Annotated in this window: 16 protein-coding genes; 8 read left to right on the top strand and 8 right to left on the bottom strand. The window is 48.4% G+C overall.

Annotation, left to right across the window (positions count from 1 at the left end):
* Positions 1 to 26 precede the first annotated feature (26 nt).
* The 3 genes from L2713_RS00770 to L2713_RS00760 are packed head-to-tail and all read left to right on the top strand — an operon-like array spanning position 27 to position 1,949.
* Positions 27 to 578, top strand: a complete 552-nt coding sequence (locus tag L2713_RS00770; RefSeq protein ID WP_011625395.1) for an FMN-binding protein — start codon at positions 27 to 29, stop codon at positions 576 to 578.
* The gene (locus L2713_RS00765; RefSeq protein ID WP_248966528.1) at positions 578 to 1,426 is read left to right on the top strand and encodes an FAD:protein FMN transferase; all 849 of its coding nucleotides are present in this window, start codon (positions 578 to 580) and stop codon (positions 1,424 to 1,426) included. Before L2713_RS00770 ends, L2713_RS00765 begins: the two co-directional genes overlap by 1 nt.
* A gap of 55 nt (positions 1,427 to 1,481) precedes the next feature.
* On the top strand, positions 1,482 to 1,949 hold the full coding sequence (locus L2713_RS00760; RefSeq protein WP_248966527.1) for a hypothetical protein: 468 nt from the start codon (positions 1,482 to 1,484) through the stop codon (positions 1,947 to 1,949).
* An 84-nt stretch (positions 1,950 to 2,033) separates the two neighbouring features.
* Here the strand turns inward: L2713_RS00760 and L2713_RS00755 are convergent, their stop codons facing one another.
* Both L2713_RS00755 and L2713_RS00750 read right to left on the bottom strand, forming a co-directional pair.
* Positions 2,034 to 3,665 carry a methyl-accepting chemotaxis protein gene (locus L2713_RS00755; protein WP_248966526.1) on the bottom strand — a complete coding sequence of 544 codons (1,632 nt, stop codon included), beginning with the start codon at positions 3,663 to 3,665 and terminating at the stop codon, positions 2,034 to 2,036.
* Positions 3,666 to 3,807: 142 nt separating this feature from the next.
* Positions 3,808 to 4,698, bottom strand: coding sequence for a DMT family transporter (locus L2713_RS00750; RefSeq protein ID WP_248966525.1), 891 nt, complete (start codon positions 4,696 to 4,698; stop codon positions 3,808 to 3,810).
* Positions 4,699 to 4,909: 211 nt separating this feature from the next.
* Here L2713_RS00750 and L2713_RS00745 point away from each other — a divergent pair, with 211 nt between their 5' ends.
* A complete protein-coding gene (locus tag L2713_RS00745) occupies positions 4,910 to 5,689 on the top strand; it encodes an AraC family transcriptional regulator (RefSeq protein WP_248966524.1) in 780 nt (259 codons plus the stop codon).
* 563 nt (positions 5,690 to 6,252) lie between these two features.
* Here the strand turns inward: L2713_RS00745 and L2713_RS00740 are convergent.
* The 4 genes from L2713_RS00740 to L2713_RS00725 form a co-directional block, all read right to left on the bottom strand.
* Positions 6,253 to 6,639 (bottom strand): GreA/GreB family elongation factor, encoded by a 387-nt coding sequence (locus L2713_RS00740; protein WP_248966523.1) that lies wholly within the window; start codon positions 6,637 to 6,639, stop codon positions 6,253 to 6,255.
* A 459-nt stretch (positions 6,640 to 7,098) separates the two neighbouring features.
* Positions 7,099 to 7,233 (bottom strand): DUF2474 family protein, encoded by a 135-nt coding sequence (locus tag L2713_RS00735; protein WP_084294915.1) that lies wholly within the window; start codon positions 7,231 to 7,233, stop codon positions 7,099 to 7,101.
* Positions 7,234 to 7,294: 61 nt separating this feature from the next.
* Positions 7,295 to 8,302: a cytochrome d ubiquinol oxidase subunit II gene (cydB, locus tag L2713_RS00730; RefSeq protein ID WP_248966522.1), complete on the bottom strand. Its 1,008-nt coding sequence runs from the start codon at positions 8,300 to 8,302 to the stop codon at positions 7,295 to 7,297.
* A gap of 55 nt (positions 8,303 to 8,357) precedes the next feature.
* Positions 8,358 to 9,698 carry a cytochrome ubiquinol oxidase subunit I gene (locus L2713_RS00725; protein WP_248966521.1) on the bottom strand — a complete coding sequence of 447 codons (1,341 nt, stop codon included), beginning with the start codon at positions 9,696 to 9,698 and terminating at the stop codon, positions 8,358 to 8,360.
* Between the two features lie 145 nt (positions 9,699 to 9,843).
* On the opposite strand from L2713_RS00725, the gene L2713_RS00720 reads away from it, so the two are divergent.
* Both L2713_RS00720 and L2713_RS00715 read left to right on the top strand, forming a co-directional pair.
* Positions 9,844 to 11,256 (top strand): aminotransferase-like domain-containing protein, encoded by a 1,413-nt coding sequence (locus L2713_RS00720; RefSeq protein WP_248966520.1) that lies wholly within the window; start codon positions 9,844 to 9,846, stop codon positions 11,254 to 11,256.
* Between the two features lie 206 nt (positions 11,257 to 11,462).
* Positions 11,463 to 12,755, top strand: coding sequence for an O-acetylhomoserine aminocarboxypropyltransferase/cysteine synthase family protein (locus L2713_RS00715; RefSeq protein WP_248966519.1), 1,293 nt, complete (start codon positions 11,463 to 11,465; stop codon positions 12,753 to 12,755).
* Between the two features lie 355 nt (positions 12,756 to 13,110).
* On the opposite strand, the gene L2713_RS00710 is transcribed toward L2713_RS00715, so the two are convergent.
* Together L2713_RS00710 and L2713_RS00705 are read right to left on the bottom strand one after the other, a co-directional pair.
* The gene (locus tag L2713_RS00710; RefSeq protein WP_248966518.1) at positions 13,111 to 16,254 is read right to left on the bottom strand and encodes a DUF2339 domain-containing protein; all 3,144 of its coding nucleotides are present in this window, start codon (positions 16,252 to 16,254) and stop codon (positions 13,111 to 13,113) included.
* A 206-nt stretch (positions 16,255 to 16,460) separates the two neighbouring features.
* Positions 16,461 to 17,594: a methyltransferase gene (locus L2713_RS00705; RefSeq protein ID WP_248966517.1), complete on the bottom strand. Its 1,134-nt coding sequence runs from the start codon at positions 17,592 to 17,594 to the stop codon at positions 16,461 to 16,463.
* Positions 17,595 to 17,771: 177 nt separating this feature from the next.
* Between L2713_RS00705 and L2713_RS00700 the strand changes: the two genes are divergently transcribed.
* Both L2713_RS00700 and L2713_RS00695 read left to right on the top strand, forming a co-directional pair.
* On the top strand, positions 17,772 to 18,431 hold the full coding sequence (locus L2713_RS00700) for an alpha-ketoglutarate-dependent dioxygenase AlkB family protein (RefSeq protein ID WP_248966516.1): 660 nt from the start codon (positions 17,772 to 17,774) through the stop codon (positions 18,429 to 18,431).
* A 134-nt stretch (positions 18,432 to 18,565) separates the two neighbouring features.
* Positions 18,566 to 18,886, top strand: coding sequence for a BolA family protein (locus tag L2713_RS00695; protein ID WP_248966515.1), 321 nt, complete (start codon positions 18,566 to 18,568; stop codon positions 18,884 to 18,886).
* Positions 18,887 to 18,969: the final 83 nt, after the last annotated feature.

Here is an 18,969-nt window from a genome sequence, read left to right as displayed (position 1 = left end):
CTTTTGCTTTAACACTAGGTATTGAAATGGCGCATACATATCTGAATAGCTTGTGGTTTATGCCAATGGTCATAGTTGCCGCCCCTGCATTTTCTGCGGATTATTTAACAGTGGCCCAAGCGCAGGCGTTGATTTTTGATAAGGCAGCGGTATTTAGCGAGCGTCCAACCTTACTGAGCTCCGATGCGAAAGATCAGATCAAAGATTTATCGGGCGTTCGCCAACGCCAAGATCAGCAACCTATCTGGAAAGTTGAAAAGGACGGTCAGTTTCTCGGTTGGTTTGTGGTGGATGATGTTGTCGGTAAACATGAGTATATTACTTACGCTATCGGCATTAGTCCGCAGGGCGAAGTGCTCGGGTTAGAGGTGCTCAGTTATCGTGAAACCCACGGTGGCCAAGTGCGTGAAGCGAGTTGGCGCGATCAATTCCACGGTAAAACCCTCAAAGATCCCTTTAAACTCGATGAAGATGTCAGCAATATTAGCGGTGCCACATTAAGTTGCCGTAATTTACTCGATGGCGTAAAACGGTTACTTGTTATCCATCAACTCTTTTTGTCGCAGTCAGTCGCATAGTGATACGTAGAGCCAAACCCTTACTCGGCACCTTAGTCGAAATTGCCGCCGAGTCCGTTGCCGAGCACAATGCTCATCCTTCATTGGATGAGCCTGCCCTTCAAGCCGCTATAACAGCGGCTTTTTCGCGAGTGGCCCATATTGGCCGCTTACTCAGTTTTCACCAGCAGGATAGTGAGCTTAATCTACTGAATCGCCAGCCGGGTCAGTGGATATCCTTAAGTCCTGATAGCCTGAGGGTGTTGAAGCTCGCCAAGTGGTTTGGCCGAGCCAGTGACAACCTCTTCAACTGCACTGTGGGTGGCGAGATGATGTCCCGCGGCGCCTTGCCTGCCTATCTCGGAATGCCGCTGCTGTTGCAGGGGGATTGGCGAGATATTGAAATCCAAGCGGATAAAGCAAGGTTAGCTCGCCCACTAATTTTGACCTTAGATGGCATCGCTAAAGGTTATGCGGTCGATATGGCGGTCACTGAATTGCGACGTGCCGGCGTGTGCGGTGGCTGGGTGAATGCGGGTGGCGATTTAAAAGTGTTTGGCAGCGCTTCATTAAATGTGTTATGCCGAGGTCCGAACGGATTGAGTCAAAAGATCAACGTCAGTAATACCGCCCTTGCCAGTTCGCGGGTTTCCCAGCATTTAAGCCATGATTACCCCGCGTTATTGTTACCGACGGGCAATTTAGACGAGCAGCAGTGTGCCAGCGGCCAAGAAAGGGTTGTAAGTGTGCGCGCACCGTTCGCCTGGCGCGCCGATGCATTAACCAAGGTAGCGGGCTACCTTGACGATGCCACCGCCGCCACAAAAATTCAGCAGTTGGGTGGCGATTTAGTCAACTTCGCACCCTAAGATTTGTCGATAACGCTTTCATCACTCTTGAGTATTTTTGACGATATAAATAAAAATGAAAAAATTAAGTGGTTATCCCAATTGGTTTTTCTGGTTGATCATCCTTGCCATCACAGTGACGGGCCTTACGGGCTTATTTATGTTGCCTTGGGTGATGGAGTTTAAGCTGCAGTGGGATGTGGACTTTGGCCTGAGCGGGGATCTGCGCTTACCCGCAGTTGTGATGCATGTGCTGCTTGGCTGGTTGATGCTAATGTTGCTCGGCGCACTGTGGCATAGCCATATCCGAGCTGGCTGGCGTAAAAAGCTTAATCATAAGAGTGGATTAGTGATGTCACTCAGTCTATTGGCATTAGCGTTAACGGGTGTTGGCTTGTATTACTTAAGCTCAGAATCGGCGCAGTTGGCTGCGAGTTTATTACACACCTTTTTAGGGGTGTTACTCTGTGGCGGCTTTGGCAGGCATTACTGGCACGGCCGGAAAATTCGCCAGCAATCCTTAACGCGTCAACGTATCCTCTAACCAATAAAAAAGAGTGCCTAGGCACTCTTTTTTATTGGTTTTTGAGTCACGCGAAGTCTGGTACATCTGGGCGCGTTACTCTCCTTAAGCGACTTTAAAGCGTGACACTTCTTTTTGCAGATTGCTGCAAATGGTTTGGGTGTTGACGACGATTTGCTGAGTTTCTTGGATAACGGTATTGCAGTAGCGGGTTTTGTCAGACAGCTCGGTCAAGTTACGATTGATTTCTTCGGTCACATGGGTTTGCTCTTCGGTGGCCGTGGCGGTTTGTGTCGACATCTCACTGACCTTAGAGGTGGAGTTCAGGATCTCATCTAAGGAATCCTGTGTCTGGCTGGCGAGGGTCACAGTCGAGTTCGTGAGGCTGGCGCCCGACTCAATGCTCTTCACCGCATCATTCACGCCCCGTTGTAACTCTTCAATCATACGCTGAATATCTTGGGTCGAGGTTTCGGTGCGGCTCGCCAGTGTCCGCACTTCATCGGCAACCACCGCAAAGCCCCGTCCTTGTTCACCCGCACGGGCCGCCTCAATGGCGGCGTTGAGGGCGAGTAGGTTAGTTTGCTCTGCAATCGAGCGGATAACATCCAATACGGAGGCGATATTGGCGGAATTGACTGAGAGTTTTTCGATAACCGCTACGGCTTGTTTCACTGACTCCGACAGCTGCTGAATATGGTTGACCGACTGGGTAAGGATGTTTTTACCTTCAATGGTTTGGTCATTGACCTTAGTGATTTCGGTGGCGGTATGCAGGGCATTGCTGGCGACTTCTCGCACTGCGGCACTCATCTCATTCACCGCCGTGACTATGGTATCGACAAACTGTTCCTGCTCGTAACTGATGCCTATGGTGGTGGTTGATTTTGTCGCGAGGTTTTCAACGGTTTGGCTGACATCTTTGGTTTGGCTGATAATCGCGATAACCATTTGCTGCAGTTGGGCAACGAACAAGTTAAAGGCATTGGCCAGCTCACCAATTTCATCTTGGCGGGTGATGGGGATACGCTGGGTTAAGTTTCCGTCGCCATCGACAATATCCTTGATCCTATCGGTAATATCGCGAATAGCATTAACGATAATTTTAGGGCCAAAGTAGGCAATCACTAGGGCGACTATGGCGACTAAGGTGGCTATGGTGACCGAAATTTGGGTTTGCGTGGTGGCCTGCTCTGAGGCCTGTAAATCCAGTTCTTTAACGCGATTATCGGCGGCTTCTCCGGCGGCGTTGTAGATACTCCTCAGGGCCTTAAACTCTTTTTTAGATTTGTTTTCATGGAGTTGTCTTGCCTGTTCGAGGTCATTGTTTTTCACCGCATTGATCACTTCCGATGAGGCTTGATACCAGAGCGAAAACTGCGCTTCAAAACCGCTGGTGGACTTTATCACCTCTAAATGGTCTTGCAGATAATTTTTAAATTCCCCCATGCGGTCGCGCGCTTGGTCGACGTTTTCCTGCCAATTGTCTATCTCACTCTTACGGTTCTCGTTGCTGAGTTCGGGTCGAAGCAAAATTTCCTCACTCAGTTGGGCCTGATAAAGATCGCGGTCGGCGTTAAGAATGGCCGAAATTGCCGGATTAAATCGTTGGCTAAATTCCTGCATTTGCTTAAGGGTGGTGCGGTTTTGCATCGCATCCGTCACGGCCATCACAATTAAAGCTGTCGCCATAATGGCAAACATCAGCGAAAACTTTACTCTAATGCTATTAAACATGGGACTCTCCATAACTCTCTGACAAAACGACTTATTAAATAGCTTAGTCGCTATTTGGTTGTTTGCAGCAGTCGGCGAAAAGTCTGTATTAGAAGCGATGATAAAAAACGCCCCAAGGCTTTGGGGCGTTGAATACAGCAATTTATTCGGTACAAGCGATGGGGGCTATGGGTTTCATCTTAGGTTTTACCTGCACTAACATCACCCCAATGATGACCATAGCGCCGCCTAAATAGTGATAAACGGCTAAGGTTTCATTCAGAATGATCGCCGCTAAGATAGCCGCGAGGATTGGCAGCAAATTGAAGAAAATGCTGGTGCGCTCGGCACCTAACTTGCTGATGCCATTAATCCAGGCCCAAGGTGCAATGAGTGAAGCCCCCAGAGCGGCATAGAGTATTAACGGTGCGGCTTGGCTGCTAATGGCGACACTGGGCGTGCTAAATAGCAGTGGGGTTAACATCAACACCGCAATAAGCCCTTGAATATACACTGACTCCCACGTTGATATCGGCAATTGCCAGCGTTTAAGCAATACTCCATAAAGCGCGTACACAAAGGCGCTTATGAGTAACAGTAAATCCCCTTGGGTCACGCCGATGGCAAGATTGGCCATATCGCCGTGGCTTAACATAAACACTAAGCCCAAGAGCGAAATAACAGTGCCACCAAAGACCAAGGGCGTCAGCTTTTGTTTAAGTAGTGGTACGGCTAAAAACAAGCTCACCATTGGCACCAGCGAGTTGATTAGGGCCATATTGGTAGCAGTTGTTGTTGCCGCCGCAAAATAGGCAAGGCTTTGGTTTAATACCATGCCTAAGGCGGCTAAGGTGGCGAGTTTGGGCAGTAATGGTGCAATCGTTTTACGCTTGCGCCAGACGGGTTTTAGCATAAATGGGGTTAACACTAGCATGGCAAAAAACCAGCGATAAAAGGCTATCGCTTCGGGGGCGATTATCCCAAAGGAGAGTTTGTTTACAATGGCGTTGCCCGCCCAAATCACGACGGCGAGCAGGGGAAATAAATACAGCATAGATTAGTCTTAATTGGCGTGAGGACATGGTTGCCGAAAAGGCATAAACCCGATGTCATAGGTTGGTAGCTATTATCTCTGGTCTTTTATGATATAAATATCGCTTAAAAGACAATGTCAGTTCGTCGGCGGACAATCCTTTTTCGGCTAAAGCCCTTGTATGCGCCCCGAATCGACTCGCTATTATGGAGAACAGTGGAGTGGAGTACTGATGCGTCCCGTTTATCATCCGCTCAGGGCGGAACAAGCACCTGTTGCCGATATTTTCTTCAACTACGAAGCTTTTCTCCCTAATACCATCACCCCAAAACACAGCCACGTTTGGGGGCAATTGCAGCTGATCAGCGGCGGTATTATGGAGCTGCATGCCGCTGGACAGCGATTTTTATCGCCATCCCAATATGCGATTTGGGTGCCGGCGGGGATTGAACATGAGAGCTTTACTCGCCGTAGTATCCATTATTGCTCGATGAATATAGTGGCAAATCGTGCGAGTATTTTTCCGGAGGAGACCTGTCTGCTGGCGGTCACCCCCATAGCGCAGGCGATAGTGAACGATCTAAGGGAGCGGCAAGTCCGAGTGGCCGAGAGTGAAGCGGATAAACGTCTGGTGGAGGTGTTAATCGACCAGTTGATTTTAGGTCAGGCACAGCCGCAATTTTTACCCTCGAGTCGCGATAAATTATTGCAGCCCATTTTGCAGCAACTCGAACTCGACCCCGCCAGCCAAAAGAGCCTTAAGACCTGGGCGAGTGAGTTGCATACCACAGAGCGCACTTTGGCTCGGCGTTGCCAAGACAGCCTTGGGATGAGTTTTACCGAGCTGCGACAGCGGCATAAGTTTATTTATTCGTTACAGCTATTACGTGAAGGATTGGCAATCAAGGAAGTGGCGCTGACCTTGGGTTATAACCAAACCTCACCTTATATAGTGATGTTTAAAAAATATGCCCAATATTCGCCTGAGCAATATCGCCGTCAACTGGGATAAAAAAGAGGGCGCGGTAGTCACCACGCCCTCTTACAAATAAAGAGAGGATTTAAGGGATTTTTTACACAGGGATTAATCGGAGTTTTTCTGTCGATTCCGTTTATCCTGACGTTTCTCTTTTAAGGTTTTCATCGGCGGTTTTTTCGCTTTTTCTTTACTCATGACAAATACTCCTAACTGAACTTAAACTCAGCAAAGTGATACTCAGTAAAGTGAAACTTAATTAAATGAGACTATCGAGTGTAGCGCCGCATTCTCATCGATAGTTTATTCAACTCTATCCGTCGATAAAGTTGAATGGAAAAAAGTCGATGACCCATAATTTACTTTCACCCCTTGATGATTTTTACATAAGCGCTGCCATACTCGGTAAATAGTCAAGAGGTTCTGATATTGGGCCATCGGCTTTAATTCATTCCGCGGCCTGTTAATAACTTCAAAATAATGCTCTCCTACTTTTATATTATGCTTATGCTAAATGCCGCCGCAAATAGCGATTTAAAAGCATGCTGCCACTGAAATTTGAACATGCTTTATTCTGAAAATGCTATTTTCCCTCTGATTTATTTCTTACAAAGTGCGATATCCTTCACCCTAAACAGTACGGGTTTACCTAGAATATTGACTTCGGCATATTCGCCCTTAGTGCGTCCGAGCAGGCTGACACCGAGATCAGAGATCACAGAGTAGCGTCCTGCTCTGGGGTTGTGCCTAGGTGGATACACCAGCTCGATGCGATATTCCTGCTGGTCCTGTTGATTAACCAGTAAAATTTCTCGTCCGACCGTGACTTTATCTAGGGTTTCTTCACTTTTGAGCTGGTCCAGTTTTGCAATCACTGCGGCTAATGAAGTCGGGCGCAGTGAGGTATTAAAACTGTTTTGCAGGTAATAGGTTTCAGTTTTCAACATAAAAGACTGAAATAGATTGCTAAAAAAAGAATAAAACATAACTACCCCAAAATATGAGCTAGATAAAATCCATTCCCCAAAATAAAAATGGAAGCGATAAAATTAAATGTGGGTATTAGATGCCGAGTGCGAGTGGCACTCGGCTTAAACTGGAAATTTAAGTGACAGGCGTACAGGGTTAGCTAAATAAATTGCACTATTCAGCTTTAAAGAGGTTGGCTTAATTGTGAGTAATGAAAATGCATTTTTTAACATAGCGTTACATCTCCATCTAAAATTAAGGCTAAATTAATCATTCAGGGCTTGATGATTAATGACTAATAAACTGTCGATACCATAGGCCAACTAAAAAAATAAAGCAACCCATGTTTTGACTCTATACTCTTTATTTCTGGGATGATGTTTTCCTTTTAAATAAAAATATTTTCTTAATAATAGGCAATATTTTAAGACAATTACTAGTGCATAAATTGGTTAACTTGGTTGGATAATGAACCGTTAAGTCGTTAGCCCTGCACCTTGTAGGATGATTTTAAGGCACAGGGAAACCAGCAGTAAGCAACTGACGCTGGTGCACCAAATCAGCAGTAACCAGCCGAGCCGTTTGGGTAGAGATGAAGTCTGAGTCGTCATAGCAATCTCCTAAGTTTGTGTTGCTGGCAGCCGAGTCTAGACCGGCTGCATGAAATCGTTTTTAGTGATAACCCGCATCCTTGGTGACTTTGCCGCGAAACACGTAATAGCTCCAAAAGGTGTAGGCCAAGATCAAGGGGATAATTATCAGTGCGCCGATGAGCATAAAGCCTAAGCTGCTCTCTGGTGCGGCCGCCTGCCAAAGGTTGATCGTTGGCGGAATAATATGTGGCCAGATGCTAATGCCTAAGCCACTAAAGCCTAAGAATATTAACGCGAGTGTTAGCAAGAAGGGGCGGAAGTCATCCTCAGTATTTAAGGCGCGGATTAGTGCCTTAGTGCAGAGCAATACCAGCAGAGGTACAGGCGCAAAGTAGAATAGATTTGGCAGACTAAACCAACGCAGAGCAATATTGGGCTGTACGAAGGGCGTCCATAAACTGACGATTCCTATGCTCATCAGCAGGCAGATAGCGAGGACTTTAGCGATCTGCTGCATAGTCGTTTTAAGAGTGCCTGTGCATTTCTTCACTAACCAAGTTGCGCCAAGGAGCGCGTAGGCCAGCATCAGCCCAAAGCCGCAGAAGAGTGAGAAAGGCGATAACCAATCGAAGCTGCTACCGCTAAATCTTTGTCCATCGACCGAAATACCTGAGATAAATGCGCCTAGCACTACGCCTTGAGCAAAGGTGGCAATAATCGAGCCGAACATAAAGGCTTTGTCCCAAAAGGGTTTGGTCTCTGCGCTGGATTTAAATCTAAATTCAAAGGCAACGCCGCGAAAAATCAGGGCGAGCAGCATGATTAGCAAGGGAATGGTCAGAGCTTCGAGCACTATAGCGTAGGCGAGGGGAAAGGCGCCGAGCAGGCTAGCACCACCGAGTACCAGCCAGGTTTCGTTACCATCCCACACTGGCGCGACAGTGTTGACCATTACATCCCTATCGTCTTCATCATGGATGAAGGGAAATAAGATGCCGATGCCAAGATCGAAACCATCCATCACTATGTACATGAGTGTGGCAAAGATGATGATCCCAAACCAAATCAGGGGTAAGTCGAATTCCATGGTGCACCTTTAAATGGGTTGATTAATCGAGTGACAAGATAAAATGCCTAGTTTGTTATTCATGGTTTTCAATCCCTTGCGCTACAGGCCCTTTGCTAATGAGTCGCATCATGTAGCGATATCCCACGCCAAAAATGCCGAAGTAACAGATAACGAACATCAACAGGCTGAGGCTTAAATGGGTCACACTGTGGGATGAAACGGCATCTTGAGTGCGCATTAATCCTTGTATAACCCAAGGTTGGCGACCAAGTTCAGTCGTAAACCAGCCCGCGAGGGTCGCGATTAATCCTGCCGGACCTAGCAAAAGTACAAAGCGCAGGAAGAGGCGATTGCTGTATAGCTTTTGCTTGCGTCTAAGGTAGAGGCTCCACACGCCCGCCAAAATCATCAGTACACCTAAGCCCACCATCACCCTAAAACTCCAAAAGACTAAGGGCACATTGGGCCAATCCTCGGCAGGAAACTCTGTGAGCGCTGGCACTTGCTTGGTTATATCGTGTTTTAAAATCAGACTGGCTAATCCCGGAATTTCTAAACTGAAATGATTGGTTTGGCTATCCATATCGGGCATGGCGAATAAGATGAGCGGCGTGGGTTCATCCCCTTCATTTCGCCAGTGGCCTTCCATTGCAGCGATTTTTACTGGTTGATACTCAAGGGTATTTAGCCCGTGAAAGTCACCAATGACCGCCTGAAGCGGTGCAACAATCAGTGCCATCCACATGGCCATGGAAAGCATTTTACGAATTGCGGGAGTATCCTTGCCTTTTAGTAAATGCCACGCGGCGGAGGCGCCTACAAAGAAGGCCGATGAGAGAAAGGCGGCAACCGTCATATGGGTTAAACGGTAGGGAAATGAAGGATTAAACACGATTTGCCACCAGTCGGTGGGGACGACTCGGTTATCAATGATTTCAAACCCCTGAGGTGTGTGCATCCAGCTATTGGAGGCGAGGATCCAAAAGGTTGAAATCACAGTGCCCGTGGCCACCATGCAAGTGGCAAAAAAGTGCAGTTTTTTGCCGACCTTATTTTGCCCAAACAGCATCACCCCGAGAAATCCCGCCTCGAGGAAAAATGCGGTCAGCACTTCATAGGTGAGCAGAGGGCCGGTTACGCTGCCCGCAAAGGCCGAAAAACCACTCCAGTGGGTGCCAAATTGGTAGGCCATCACTATGCCTGAGACCACGCCCATGCCGAAGTTAATGGCAAAAATCTTGACCCAGAATTGATAAAGCTGCTGATAAATCTGATTGTTTGTCTTCAACCAGAGTCCTTCTAACACGGCTAAGTAGGTGGCTAACCCAATAGTAATTGCGGGAAAGATAATGTGAAAAGAAACGGTAAAAGCGAATTGGATCCTCGCGAGTACGGTGGCATCAAAATCAAACATAGTGTCCTCAGGAGTGCAGCAAAGGGATGTGTGAATACCAGTCGATCAGCGCCTCGGATTCGCGCCGCTGATGGCTTGTGTGTTATTAGACCATGGGGTAATCTGGCTATAACAGATACAGAATTGGCTGAATTAGCTATAACAGATGTCTAAATACCAGCAGTTAGCGCAGGATCTCAAAAACCGAATTACTCAAGGTGTCTGGCAGGCAGGGGATAAACTACCCTCATTGCGGAAAACCGTGTCTGATTCGGGGCTGAGTTTAATGACAGTGCTGAACGTCTATCAATTACTCGAAAGCCAAGGCGTGATATTAGCGCAGGCAAAATCGGGTTACATAGTAGCGCCTCAGCCTGAAGTCTTTCGTTACCCAGAGACGCAACGACAGATCTATTTCTCCGATAAGGTCGATATTAACGAGTTTGTGTTTAGCGTATTACAGGCATCGAAACAGGCTGGGATTGTGCCCTTTGGCTCGGCATTTCCCGATCCCAGTCTATTTCCACAGCAAGCCTTGGCACGCTCGTTGGTTAAGGTCACTCGGCAGATGTCACCGTCGTTTGCGGCCGATAATCTTCCCCCAGGCAATGCTGGATTACGCAAGGCGATTTCCCAACGTTATGCCAAGTTAGGCATGAGCGTCTCGCCCGATGAAATTTTGATTACCTCGGGGGCGATGGAGGCACTGAACTTGAGCTTAGCGGCGCTGACTCAGGCGGGAGACTGGGTTGTGATTGAATCGCCCGCTTTTTATGGCGCAATGCAAGCCATTGAGCGACTCAAACTGAGGGCGATTGCCGTCGCGACGGATCCCCGCGAAGGGATTGATCTTAACGCCTTGGCTGAAGTGCTGAAGAGCTATCCTGTCAAAGCCTGTTGGTTGATGAGTCTACATCAAAATCCCTTAGGCTGTAGTTTATCGGAACAGAAAAAACAGGCTGTTTATCAACTACTTTGTGAGCATAATGTCAGCCTGATTGAAGATGATGTGTATCAGGAGCTTTATGTCGGTTCGAGTGCGCCTAGGCCGATTAAAGCCTTAGATACCCAAGGCTGCGTACTGCATTGTGGCTCTTTTTCTAAATCCTTGATTGCGGGATATCGAGTCGGTTGGGTTGCCGCAGGGCGCCATGCTCCGCAATTGCAACGGTTGCAGTTAATGTCGACCCTTTCAACCAGTGCGCCTATGCAACTGGCCATCGCCGATTTTATTCAGTCGCCCCAATATGAGCGTCATTTAAAGCGCTTACGCCACACCTTAGCGGATCGCAAATTTGCCATGTATCAGTTACTGCGGGCTCACTTACCGGAGTCCGTGAGTGTGAACTTTGAGCCGGGCGGTTATTTCCTCTGGTTGGCATTGCCTGCCCATATGGATGCGACGCAGATATACCATAGCGCGCTTGAGCGAGGGATCAGTATTGCGCCGGGTAATCTCTTTAGTAATCAAGCAGAGTTTCGCCATTTTATGCGCATTAATGCCTCCTACGACTGTTCATCTGAGATAGTGCGTGCGGTAAAAGCGCTCGCGCAACTCCTCTATCACTCCCCGAATTGATCCGCCAAAGTGTGAGCCGCTGTGGTGAATTCGATAGCGACTCAAAAAAATTTAGACTTCTAGATGTCCATCTGTTAGCTTGGATGCAGTGCACAAATCTTGTGCGATCGGAGCATCAATTGGCGTAGCGCACATCCTCGATTTGCCTTGGGGAGTAGCTATGTTTGGGGAATGGCTTGGGGAATTTATTGGGGAAGGACACAAAGATGAAACTTGAATCACTGGCGTTACACCACGGATATGAATCAGAGGCGACCACGAAAGCCGCTGCGGTACCTATTTATCAAACCACTTCCTACACCTTCGATGATACCCAACATGGTGCTGATTTATTTGACTTAAAAGTCGTAGGCAATATCTACACGCGGATTATGAACCCGACGACCAGCGTGCTTGAGCAGCGGCTTGCGGCCATTGAAGGCGGCATAGGTGCGCTGGCACTTGCCTCGGGAATGGCGGCCATTACCTATGCGATTCAAGCTCTAACTCAGGTGGGTGACAATATTGTCAGTACCAGCCAACTCTATGGCGGCACTTATAATCTGTTTGCCCATACGCTGCCGCGCCAAGGAGTCGAAGTGCGGATGGCAGCCTTCGATGACTTTGAAGAGCTTGATGCCTTAATCGATGCCAAGACCAAGGCACTATTCTGTGAGTCCATCGGTAACCCCGCCGGCAATATTGTTGACCTTAAACGTTTAGCCGAGATAGCCCATAAACACGGCGTGCCTTTAATTGTCGATAACACTGTCGCCACCCCTGTTTTATGTCGCCCGTTTGAGCATGGCGCCGATATCGTTATCCATTCGTTGACCAAATACATTGGCGGCCATGGTACGACGATTGGCGGTGTGATTATTGACTCGGGCAAGTTCGATTGGGTAGCGAACAAAGAACGCTTTGCTCTGCTCAATCAAGCCGATCCTTCCTACCATGGTGTGGTTTATACCGAGGCCTTTGGCACCGCAGCCTTTATTGGACGTTGCCGCGTGGTGCCGCTACGTAATACTGGGGCGGCGCTTTCACCCCACAGTGCATTTTTGCTGCTACAGGGGCTGGAAACCTTAAGTCTGCGTATGGAGCGCCACTGCTCGAATGCCTTGGCATTGGCCGAATACTTGATACTGCACCCTTCGGTCAGTTGGGTGAATTACGGCGCTTTGCCGAGTAGCCCGTATCGTGAAAATTGCCAAAAAATCACCGCAGGTAAAGCCTCGGGGATCATCAGCTTCGGTATTAAAGCGGCCACTCCTGAGGAGGGGAAAATCGCTGGTGGCAAGTTTATCGACGCGCTGCAGATGATTTTGCGCTTAGTGAACATTGGTGATGCCAAATCGCTGGCCTGCCATCCCGCCAGCACCACCCACAGACAGTTGGACGCGAATGAACTTGCCAGAGCCGGGGTGTCTGAGGACTTAATTCGAATCTCCGTTGGCATTGAACATATCGACGATATTATTGCCGATGTGGCGCAGGCGCTAGAAAAAGCCTTGGCTTAAATTAGGGCGTGTTGACGTTTCGAGATTAGATTTTGTTCGTTCTGGCAAGCACGTGCTCGCGAAATGAGGAATGATGTGTAGTTATTCTACTCAAATGACGAGCGGCTCTTATGACAGAAAGTAAGAGCAAGGGCTTGCCAGACGAACCCTTCGGGCAGCATTTGGCTGGCGTTTCTGCTGCGTTATCGTCCGTTTATGTAGAATAACTACACTGCACGGACTTTGCCTTGCATAAAAGCCAGCCAAATTGCTGCAAAAATAACCCTGAAACGTCAATACGCCCTAGTAGATTGATTATTTGAATGAAAAGGCCGCTATTGTTAGCGGCCTTCTACTTTGCATTACTGGCGACTTATTAGTTTGCTTCTTGTAGGCGATTACGTGCCTTTTGATAGAAGTAAGATACGGTCAATAAGATCACCCCAATCACCATAAAGGCGATGACCTTTTGCACTAGCTCGAAGGATGCCATATCCAGCAATAATACTTTGAGAGTGGCTAAGGTAAAGAGTCCGGCGGCGAGGCGGATCATATCCGCATGCTGGGGTTTTAGGCTGATAAACATCAACACGCTGCCATGCACGACGAGTAAAATGGCACTGAGTGGTGCGGCAATAATATTATCGAACGTATAACTCCAGGTGAGATAACTCAGCGCGAGCAACCCGTGCCAGCCCCACTTGAGCCACTGCAGCGGTAAGAAACGCTGATGCAAACGAATAGCGACGCCGCGGCGCAAGATAAGTAGCGCGAGCAGGGCTAATGTCATCAATTCACATAGGATCAATAACAGGTTATTCAGATCGAGTCTTAGCGACAACTCAAAGTGCAGCATTATCGGCAATAGTGCGAGTCCCAGACAAAGCCCGTAGGCCATGCTGTAGCTTGAGCGCACCGCGGCTTGGGTTTCTATGGCTATGTGCGCCATCAATCCCGTTTGCACTGAGCCATGTTTGGTGCGTCTTTGGATCAAGAGGGCAAAGTAGCCACTCAGGGCTAAAGCCGTCATCGACCATGCCACAACATCGACGCGGTTAAATCCATAGACTAATACGGCCAGCACTAGCGCGAAATAATAAGGACTAAGTTGCCATTGCAGGGTTAGCAGTGATGCCCAAGGCTTGGCAAGCTTGCGATAACGCAGCAGTACAAAGCCCATGACTAGGGCGCCAATTAGCAGTGCGATAAGCCCTTGCCAAACTTCAAACAGGCACAAGCTGGCGGTGGTGAGTATCGCCAGCCAAGTCAAAATCTTGGTTTCAATCTCAAGGGCTTTATGCTTGATAACATAGGCAAGGGCGAGGCTGAACAAACTGCTGAGCCAGAGTGCAACCGCGGTAAACTCCCAATAACTGCGTATTACCTTAGGCAATAAGAGCAGCGGCAGTAGCAGATAACAGCCGAGCTGTATCTGCTTGGCGGCTTGGGCGAACAGCGAACTTGGATAATGCTTACGATACCAATAGTGGGCCAGCAGCAGGGCGGCGAACAATTCGATGCGTGCCAGCTTGGCCATCAGTGGCTGCGCACTAAAGCTCAGGCTGTCAGTAAGGGTCACGCCTTCAACCACAGTAAATAAGAGCGGCAGTAGCAAGAGCCAAGCGGCAAACTCGCTGACCATCAACTTGTCTTTAGCACTTAAATGCAACAGCAACAGACTCACGAGCGGGATGATGGCGAGATAATAATCGCTGCTGACAAGGAAAGCCGCCAGCAAAAGGGTCGCCGCATAAAAACCGCTGAGTAACTCTTTGAGTAAATAGCTCAGTTGCCGCTCAAGCCGCGTCAGTGGTAACTCATCATTGGCTATTTGGCGGATAACAAATAGCAGGGCCGCCGCGCTTAAGGCTAACGCGATCAGCGGGAATCCAAGTGCCGCCATGGGCGTTTGCTCGCCAAGTCCGAGTAAGGAAAAACCTGTCAGCACCGCATATAAATTGAGCATCAGCCCAGTTAGCAATAACACATAGGCTTCGGCGCGCACCGAAATCAGTTTCTCCTTAAGGCCAATCCACAGCAGTAGCAATGCTTCGAGGATAAGCACTAATCCCAGGAAATCATGGCTTAATAGATAAAGGGCAGCAAAAGCGGCAAAACTACCGCCAAAGACTAATAAGAGACTGCGCTGGGGCGGGTCGAGTCTAAACTTGAGCTTAACGTATAAGCCCGCACAGATGAGTGCGTTGGCGATAAAAATCTCCCCAGCAAATGGCGTAAATTGGGTGATTTCGAAGAGAGCAAATGCCAGTAGGGCTATCGGTAGAACGAGGGCTCTATGGCTGAGTGAGGTCGTTGAAGGATTCACCATAAACCCATATAGACCATAGAGATAAAACAGTGCGTTAATGCTCACTATGGCGAGCACTGCTGCGCCGCCCCATTGGGTGAGCGGTAAATCGACAAAATAGCTGAAGGCTTCGATGCAGGCGATATGCAGGAAGGCGGTGATTTCCAGCAGTAATGGCCAGTGTAATTTACGGCTTTGGGCGAGGGCGCCCGCACCAATCAGTAGCAGATAGGGAATATACAGTAGCGGCGCATAGCTTTGGGATAACAGCATCATAGGTGCCATCGAGCCGCCGACTAAGGCAATCACGGCAATGACTTTTGCATCGAGTCGCATCGACAGGCCATAGCCTGCTAAAGTAATCAATAGCAGCAGGATAAAGCTGGCACTATTGGGGATAATCTCAAAGTAGGGGCCAATAAAATAGGCGCAGAGATAGTTTAGGATGAGGCCTAATCCGACAATCCCAGAGCCAAAGTCGGCCATGCCCGCCCTTTTTTGGCGGATAAAAATCCCGCCCGCAATAATCGCATTGGCGCAGCCAAAACCCAGCAGGGCTTTGCCGAGTTCGGAAAACCAATGATTGATGGAATATTGCAGTAGATAACCAAAGCCTAGGGTCAGGGTGATGATGCCCGCGACCGTCATCAAAAATACTGGGCCTAAGCCCTTGGCTTGATAATGCTGATAAAAGCCTTTGACCTGTTCGCTGATAGCCGCAAATGGCGCCATGATGGCGGCAACGCCTTGGGATAAGATGGTCTCTAACTGACTGGTGGCCTGCACACCCACTTCAAGTCCGGCTTGCTGAGAAAAGGCCTTATCTTTCTGCGAATCATCCTGCTGCGAATCCTCAGGTGAATGCATGGCTTTTGAGGGAGCCTTTGCGTGGCGCTGCCAAGGGTCGTCTTGCCAAGGATTTGCCTCGGGCATTTGTGGTTGGATATGGGAGGCCAGTTCTTCAGATTGCTGCGAAACGCGCTCATCCCCTGAATCAATCGTCGTGCCGAATGGCGCCGTGATATCGTCCACACTCGCGGATGGGGTGGTGAGAGGGCCATTGTCTTGCTGCTCAAGCTGAAGACTGAGGCTGTCGAGCTTGGCCGAGAATTCTGCCAGTTGGCGGCTGAGTGAAGATTGCTGCGACAGGTGCTGCAGTTTTAACTGCGCCAATTCTGCCTTGAGTTGGTCAACGTCATCCTTTAACGGCATCTCAATATCCTAAATATGCTTTCCATATCCATGGGGCATAAAAGTCTAAGTGACTCACTTTTATGCTTTTGCTGCCAAAGATTGTACTGACAACTTAGGGGGACGGCTAGCGAAAAGCCGTTATTCAGTATGCGCTGATGCTGGAATGAAAAGAGAGAGCAAAGATAGCGCCATGATTTTGGCCTATCTTTGCTGAGCTAAAGCGGTTATTTCTGCGCTTGCAGGATCACAAATTTGCCGTTGGAGGCAACAGTAGTGCAGTTTTTAAATAAACGCTGCAATTTCACGTGGTAAGCCAAGTGGCGATTACCCACTATATGTAAAATGCCGCCATTTTTGAGTCGGCGACGCGCGTCTAAAAACATCTGCCAAGCAATATGATCGGTAATCGCCTCGCCCTGATGGAAGGGCGGGTTGCAGAGTACTAAATCGGGTTCGACTCCATCGGGTAAATGGGTCATACAATCGTCCCAATGAAAATGGCCTGTTTCAGCGGGGAGTTGGTTGTTTGCCCAATTGGCTTTTGCCGAGGCCACCGCCATTTCGGAATCATCAATAAAATGGATATCGGCATTTGGGTATAACTGGGCGGCACGCAGACCGAGCACGCCATTACCACAACCTAGGTCGACAATTGTTTTAAAATCGCCCTGAGGGAGGTTATCCAACATAATGCGTGCGCCGATATCGAGTTTATTGGCGGCAAACACATTGCTTAAATTGCTGATGTGGAGATTAAATTCGGGAATATCCCAAGTGATTTCCTTTGGTAATGCACGTGGCTTACCATCGCTAATACAGGTGATGACGCGGGTTTTCTTCCACGCGAGGCTGGCGCTCGCTGGCCCTAAGTATTTGGCAAAGACTTCCAATAAGCTGGCGTTGATTGACTTGGCTTTTGCACCAACCAACACTTTGCAGCCCGCGGGTAGCACTTGCGATAAGCGCATCAGCTGGTGGGCAAAGTAAGTGAGGTTTTTAGGCAGCTTCATCAATACGAGGGCGAGATCGTTTGGCAAGGCATCGCGACTGGTAAACCAGGTGAGGTTATCCATAGGCAACTGATTGCGATGATGATTTTGCTCTGCACCTAAAAAACTGGTTCTGGCATCGGTTTCGACATTCAGTGGCCAATCGGAGTTGAGCCGCGATAGGGCGCAACTTAAGGCGCCAAAGCTGTCGTTGATAATGGCCGTTGGCACTGCGGTTTGTCCGCCTTCGACTAGGGTGTTAATCAAATGCTCGTCTGCCGCATCCCAAGCTTGGAGATTGGATTCCTGCGAAGCGGGGTAGCGAAATAGTTCAAGCTCAATCCCTGCCACTGAAAATTGTGTCGTCATCTTTGTACTATGCCAATAAAAACGGCGCCAATAAAAATGCTGCCAATAAAAATAAGGCGCAGATTATCGCAGATTTCCCCTCATCGTGCGATGCTTGCCTGAGGTTGTGTATCCGCTCGCGCATTCATGGGTAATTGAGCGGGGTCAATCACGTCGTCAGTTGTAATAAGGTGCTGCATGAAACAAGTCGATTTAGGACTCGAGCCTGAGGTCAATCTTGAAGTTGCTGGAGGGAGCTCTCGTGCCTATAGTCAAGATACGGCACAGGTCGAGCCGCCTATCACCTTAGTTAGGGATTATTTGAATGTGGCGCAGCAACATGCCTTACTCAAGGAGGCCGAATCTTACCCGCTGAGTCGCCCACAAATTCAAGTGTTTGGGGAATATCATGCCATTCCAAGGCTGCAGGTTTGGTATGGCGATGCGGGATGTGACTACTTATATTCAGGGCTATTTATTCGTGCGCTGCCTTGGCCTAAGTATTTGCAAAAATTGCGCGACAAACTGCAGCGGGATTTTGGCCTAGGCAGCAATGGCGTGTTAGTGAATCGTTATGCCGATGGCCAAGATTGCATGGGTGCCCACAGCGATGATGAGCCCGAGATTGCAAGCGGCAGTGATATCGCCTCTATCAGCCTTGGCGCCTCGCGGGATTTTGTGATTAAACATAAACACAGCAAGGTGAAATACACTATTAGCTTACACAGTGGTGACTTACTGATCATGCACTGGCCAATGCAGCAAGATTGGTTACACAGCGTGCCTAAGCGCTTAAAGGTTAAGGAACCCCGCTGGAACTACACCTTTAGGCAATTGATTGTTAATTATCATGGCTGATTGAAAGCTAAATCATTTCATACTGTTGCTAAATTGGCTCAGTTTAAAGCCGCAAAGCTGACGTTGGGATTTGATCTTTTGTACTTGAAGCAGTACTCTGCGGCCACTGGATTTTCCCATGTTGAGATTTGAATATGTCCAATACCCATGCGCAGGGCACAGTGGCACAGACCATTGATCAGAAGCTGACCGAAAGCTTCTCGCCAACTCATTTAGAAGTCCTTAACGAAAGCCATCGTCACCATGTTCCGCCAAATTCAGAGACTCACTTTAAAGTGGTTGTCGTCAGTGATGAATTTGAAGGCCTTCGCTTACTTGCCCGCCATCGTTTGGTAAACAATTGTTTAGCCGATGAATTAGCGAACGGTGTGCATGCACTTTCTATCCATACCTTCACTCAGAGTGAATGGGCTAAGGATGTTGAAGTGCCTAAAACGCCAAATTGTCGCGGTTAATTGCGCCCCTGATTTTATAAAAGCCACGTTATCAACGTGGCTTTTTTGTTTTAGGTCAAATTGAGGAAATTATTGGGTTTCCC

The sequence above is a fragment of the Shewanella seohaensis genome (genome assembly GCF_023283775.1).
Lineage (GTDB): Bacteria > Pseudomonadota > Gammaproteobacteria > Enterobacterales > Shewanellaceae > Shewanella > Shewanella seohaensis.
This window is presented reverse-complemented; position numbering and strand designations above follow the sequence as displayed.

Coding starts and splice junctions, on each gene's coding strand:
- L2713_RS00770 (WP_011625395.1), top strand. CDS start 27: ATGGCGCATACATATCTGAATAGCTTGTGGTTTATGCCAATGGTCATA.
- L2713_RS00760 (WP_248966527.1), top strand. CDS start 1,482: ATGAAAAAATTAAGTGGTTATCCCAATTGGTTTTTCTGGTTGATCATC.
- L2713_RS00755 (WP_248966526.1), bottom strand. CDS start 3,665: ATGTTTAATAGCATTAGAGTAAAGTTTTCGCTGATGTTTGCCATTATG.
- L2713_RS00750 (WP_248966525.1), bottom strand. CDS start 4,698: ATGCTGTATTTATTTCCCCTGCTCGCCGTCGTGATTTGGGCGGGCAAC.
- L2713_RS00745 (WP_248966524.1), top strand. CDS start 4,910: ATGCGTCCCGTTTATCATCCGCTCAGGGCGGAACAAGCACCTGTTGCC.
- L2713_RS00740 (WP_248966523.1), bottom strand. CDS start 6,639: ATGTTTTATTCTTTTTTTAGCAATCTATTTCAGTCTTTTATGTTGAAA.
- L2713_RS00735 (WP_084294915.1), bottom strand. CDS start 7,233: ATGACGACTCAGACTTCATCTCTACCCAAACGGCTCGGCTGGTTACTG.
- cydB (WP_248966522.1), bottom strand. CDS start 8,302: ATGGAATTCGACTTACCCCTGATTTGGTTTGGGATCATCATCTTTGCC.
- L2713_RS00725 (WP_248966521.1), bottom strand. CDS start 9,698: ATGTTTGATTTTGATGCCACCGTACTCGCGAGGATCCAATTCGCTTTT.
- L2713_RS00720 (WP_248966520.1), top strand. CDS start 9,844: ATGTCTAAATACCAGCAGTTAGCGCAGGATCTCAAAAACCGAATTACT.
- L2713_RS00715 (WP_248966519.1), top strand. CDS start 11,463: ATGAAACTTGAATCACTGGCGTTACACCACGGATATGAATCAGAGGCG.
- L2713_RS00710 (WP_248966518.1), bottom strand. CDS start 16,254: ATGCCGTTAAAGGATGACGTTGACCAACTCAAGGCAGAATTGGCGCAG.
- L2713_RS00705 (WP_248966517.1), bottom strand. CDS start 17,594: ATGACGACACAATTTTCAGTGGCAGGGATTGAGCTTGAACTATTTCGC.
- L2713_RS00700 (WP_248966516.1), top strand. CDS start 17,772: ATGAAACAAGTCGATTTAGGACTCGAGCCTGAGGTCAATCTTGAAGTT.
- L2713_RS00695 (WP_248966515.1), top strand. CDS start 18,566: ATGTCCAATACCCATGCGCAGGGCACAGTGGCACAGACCATTGATCAG.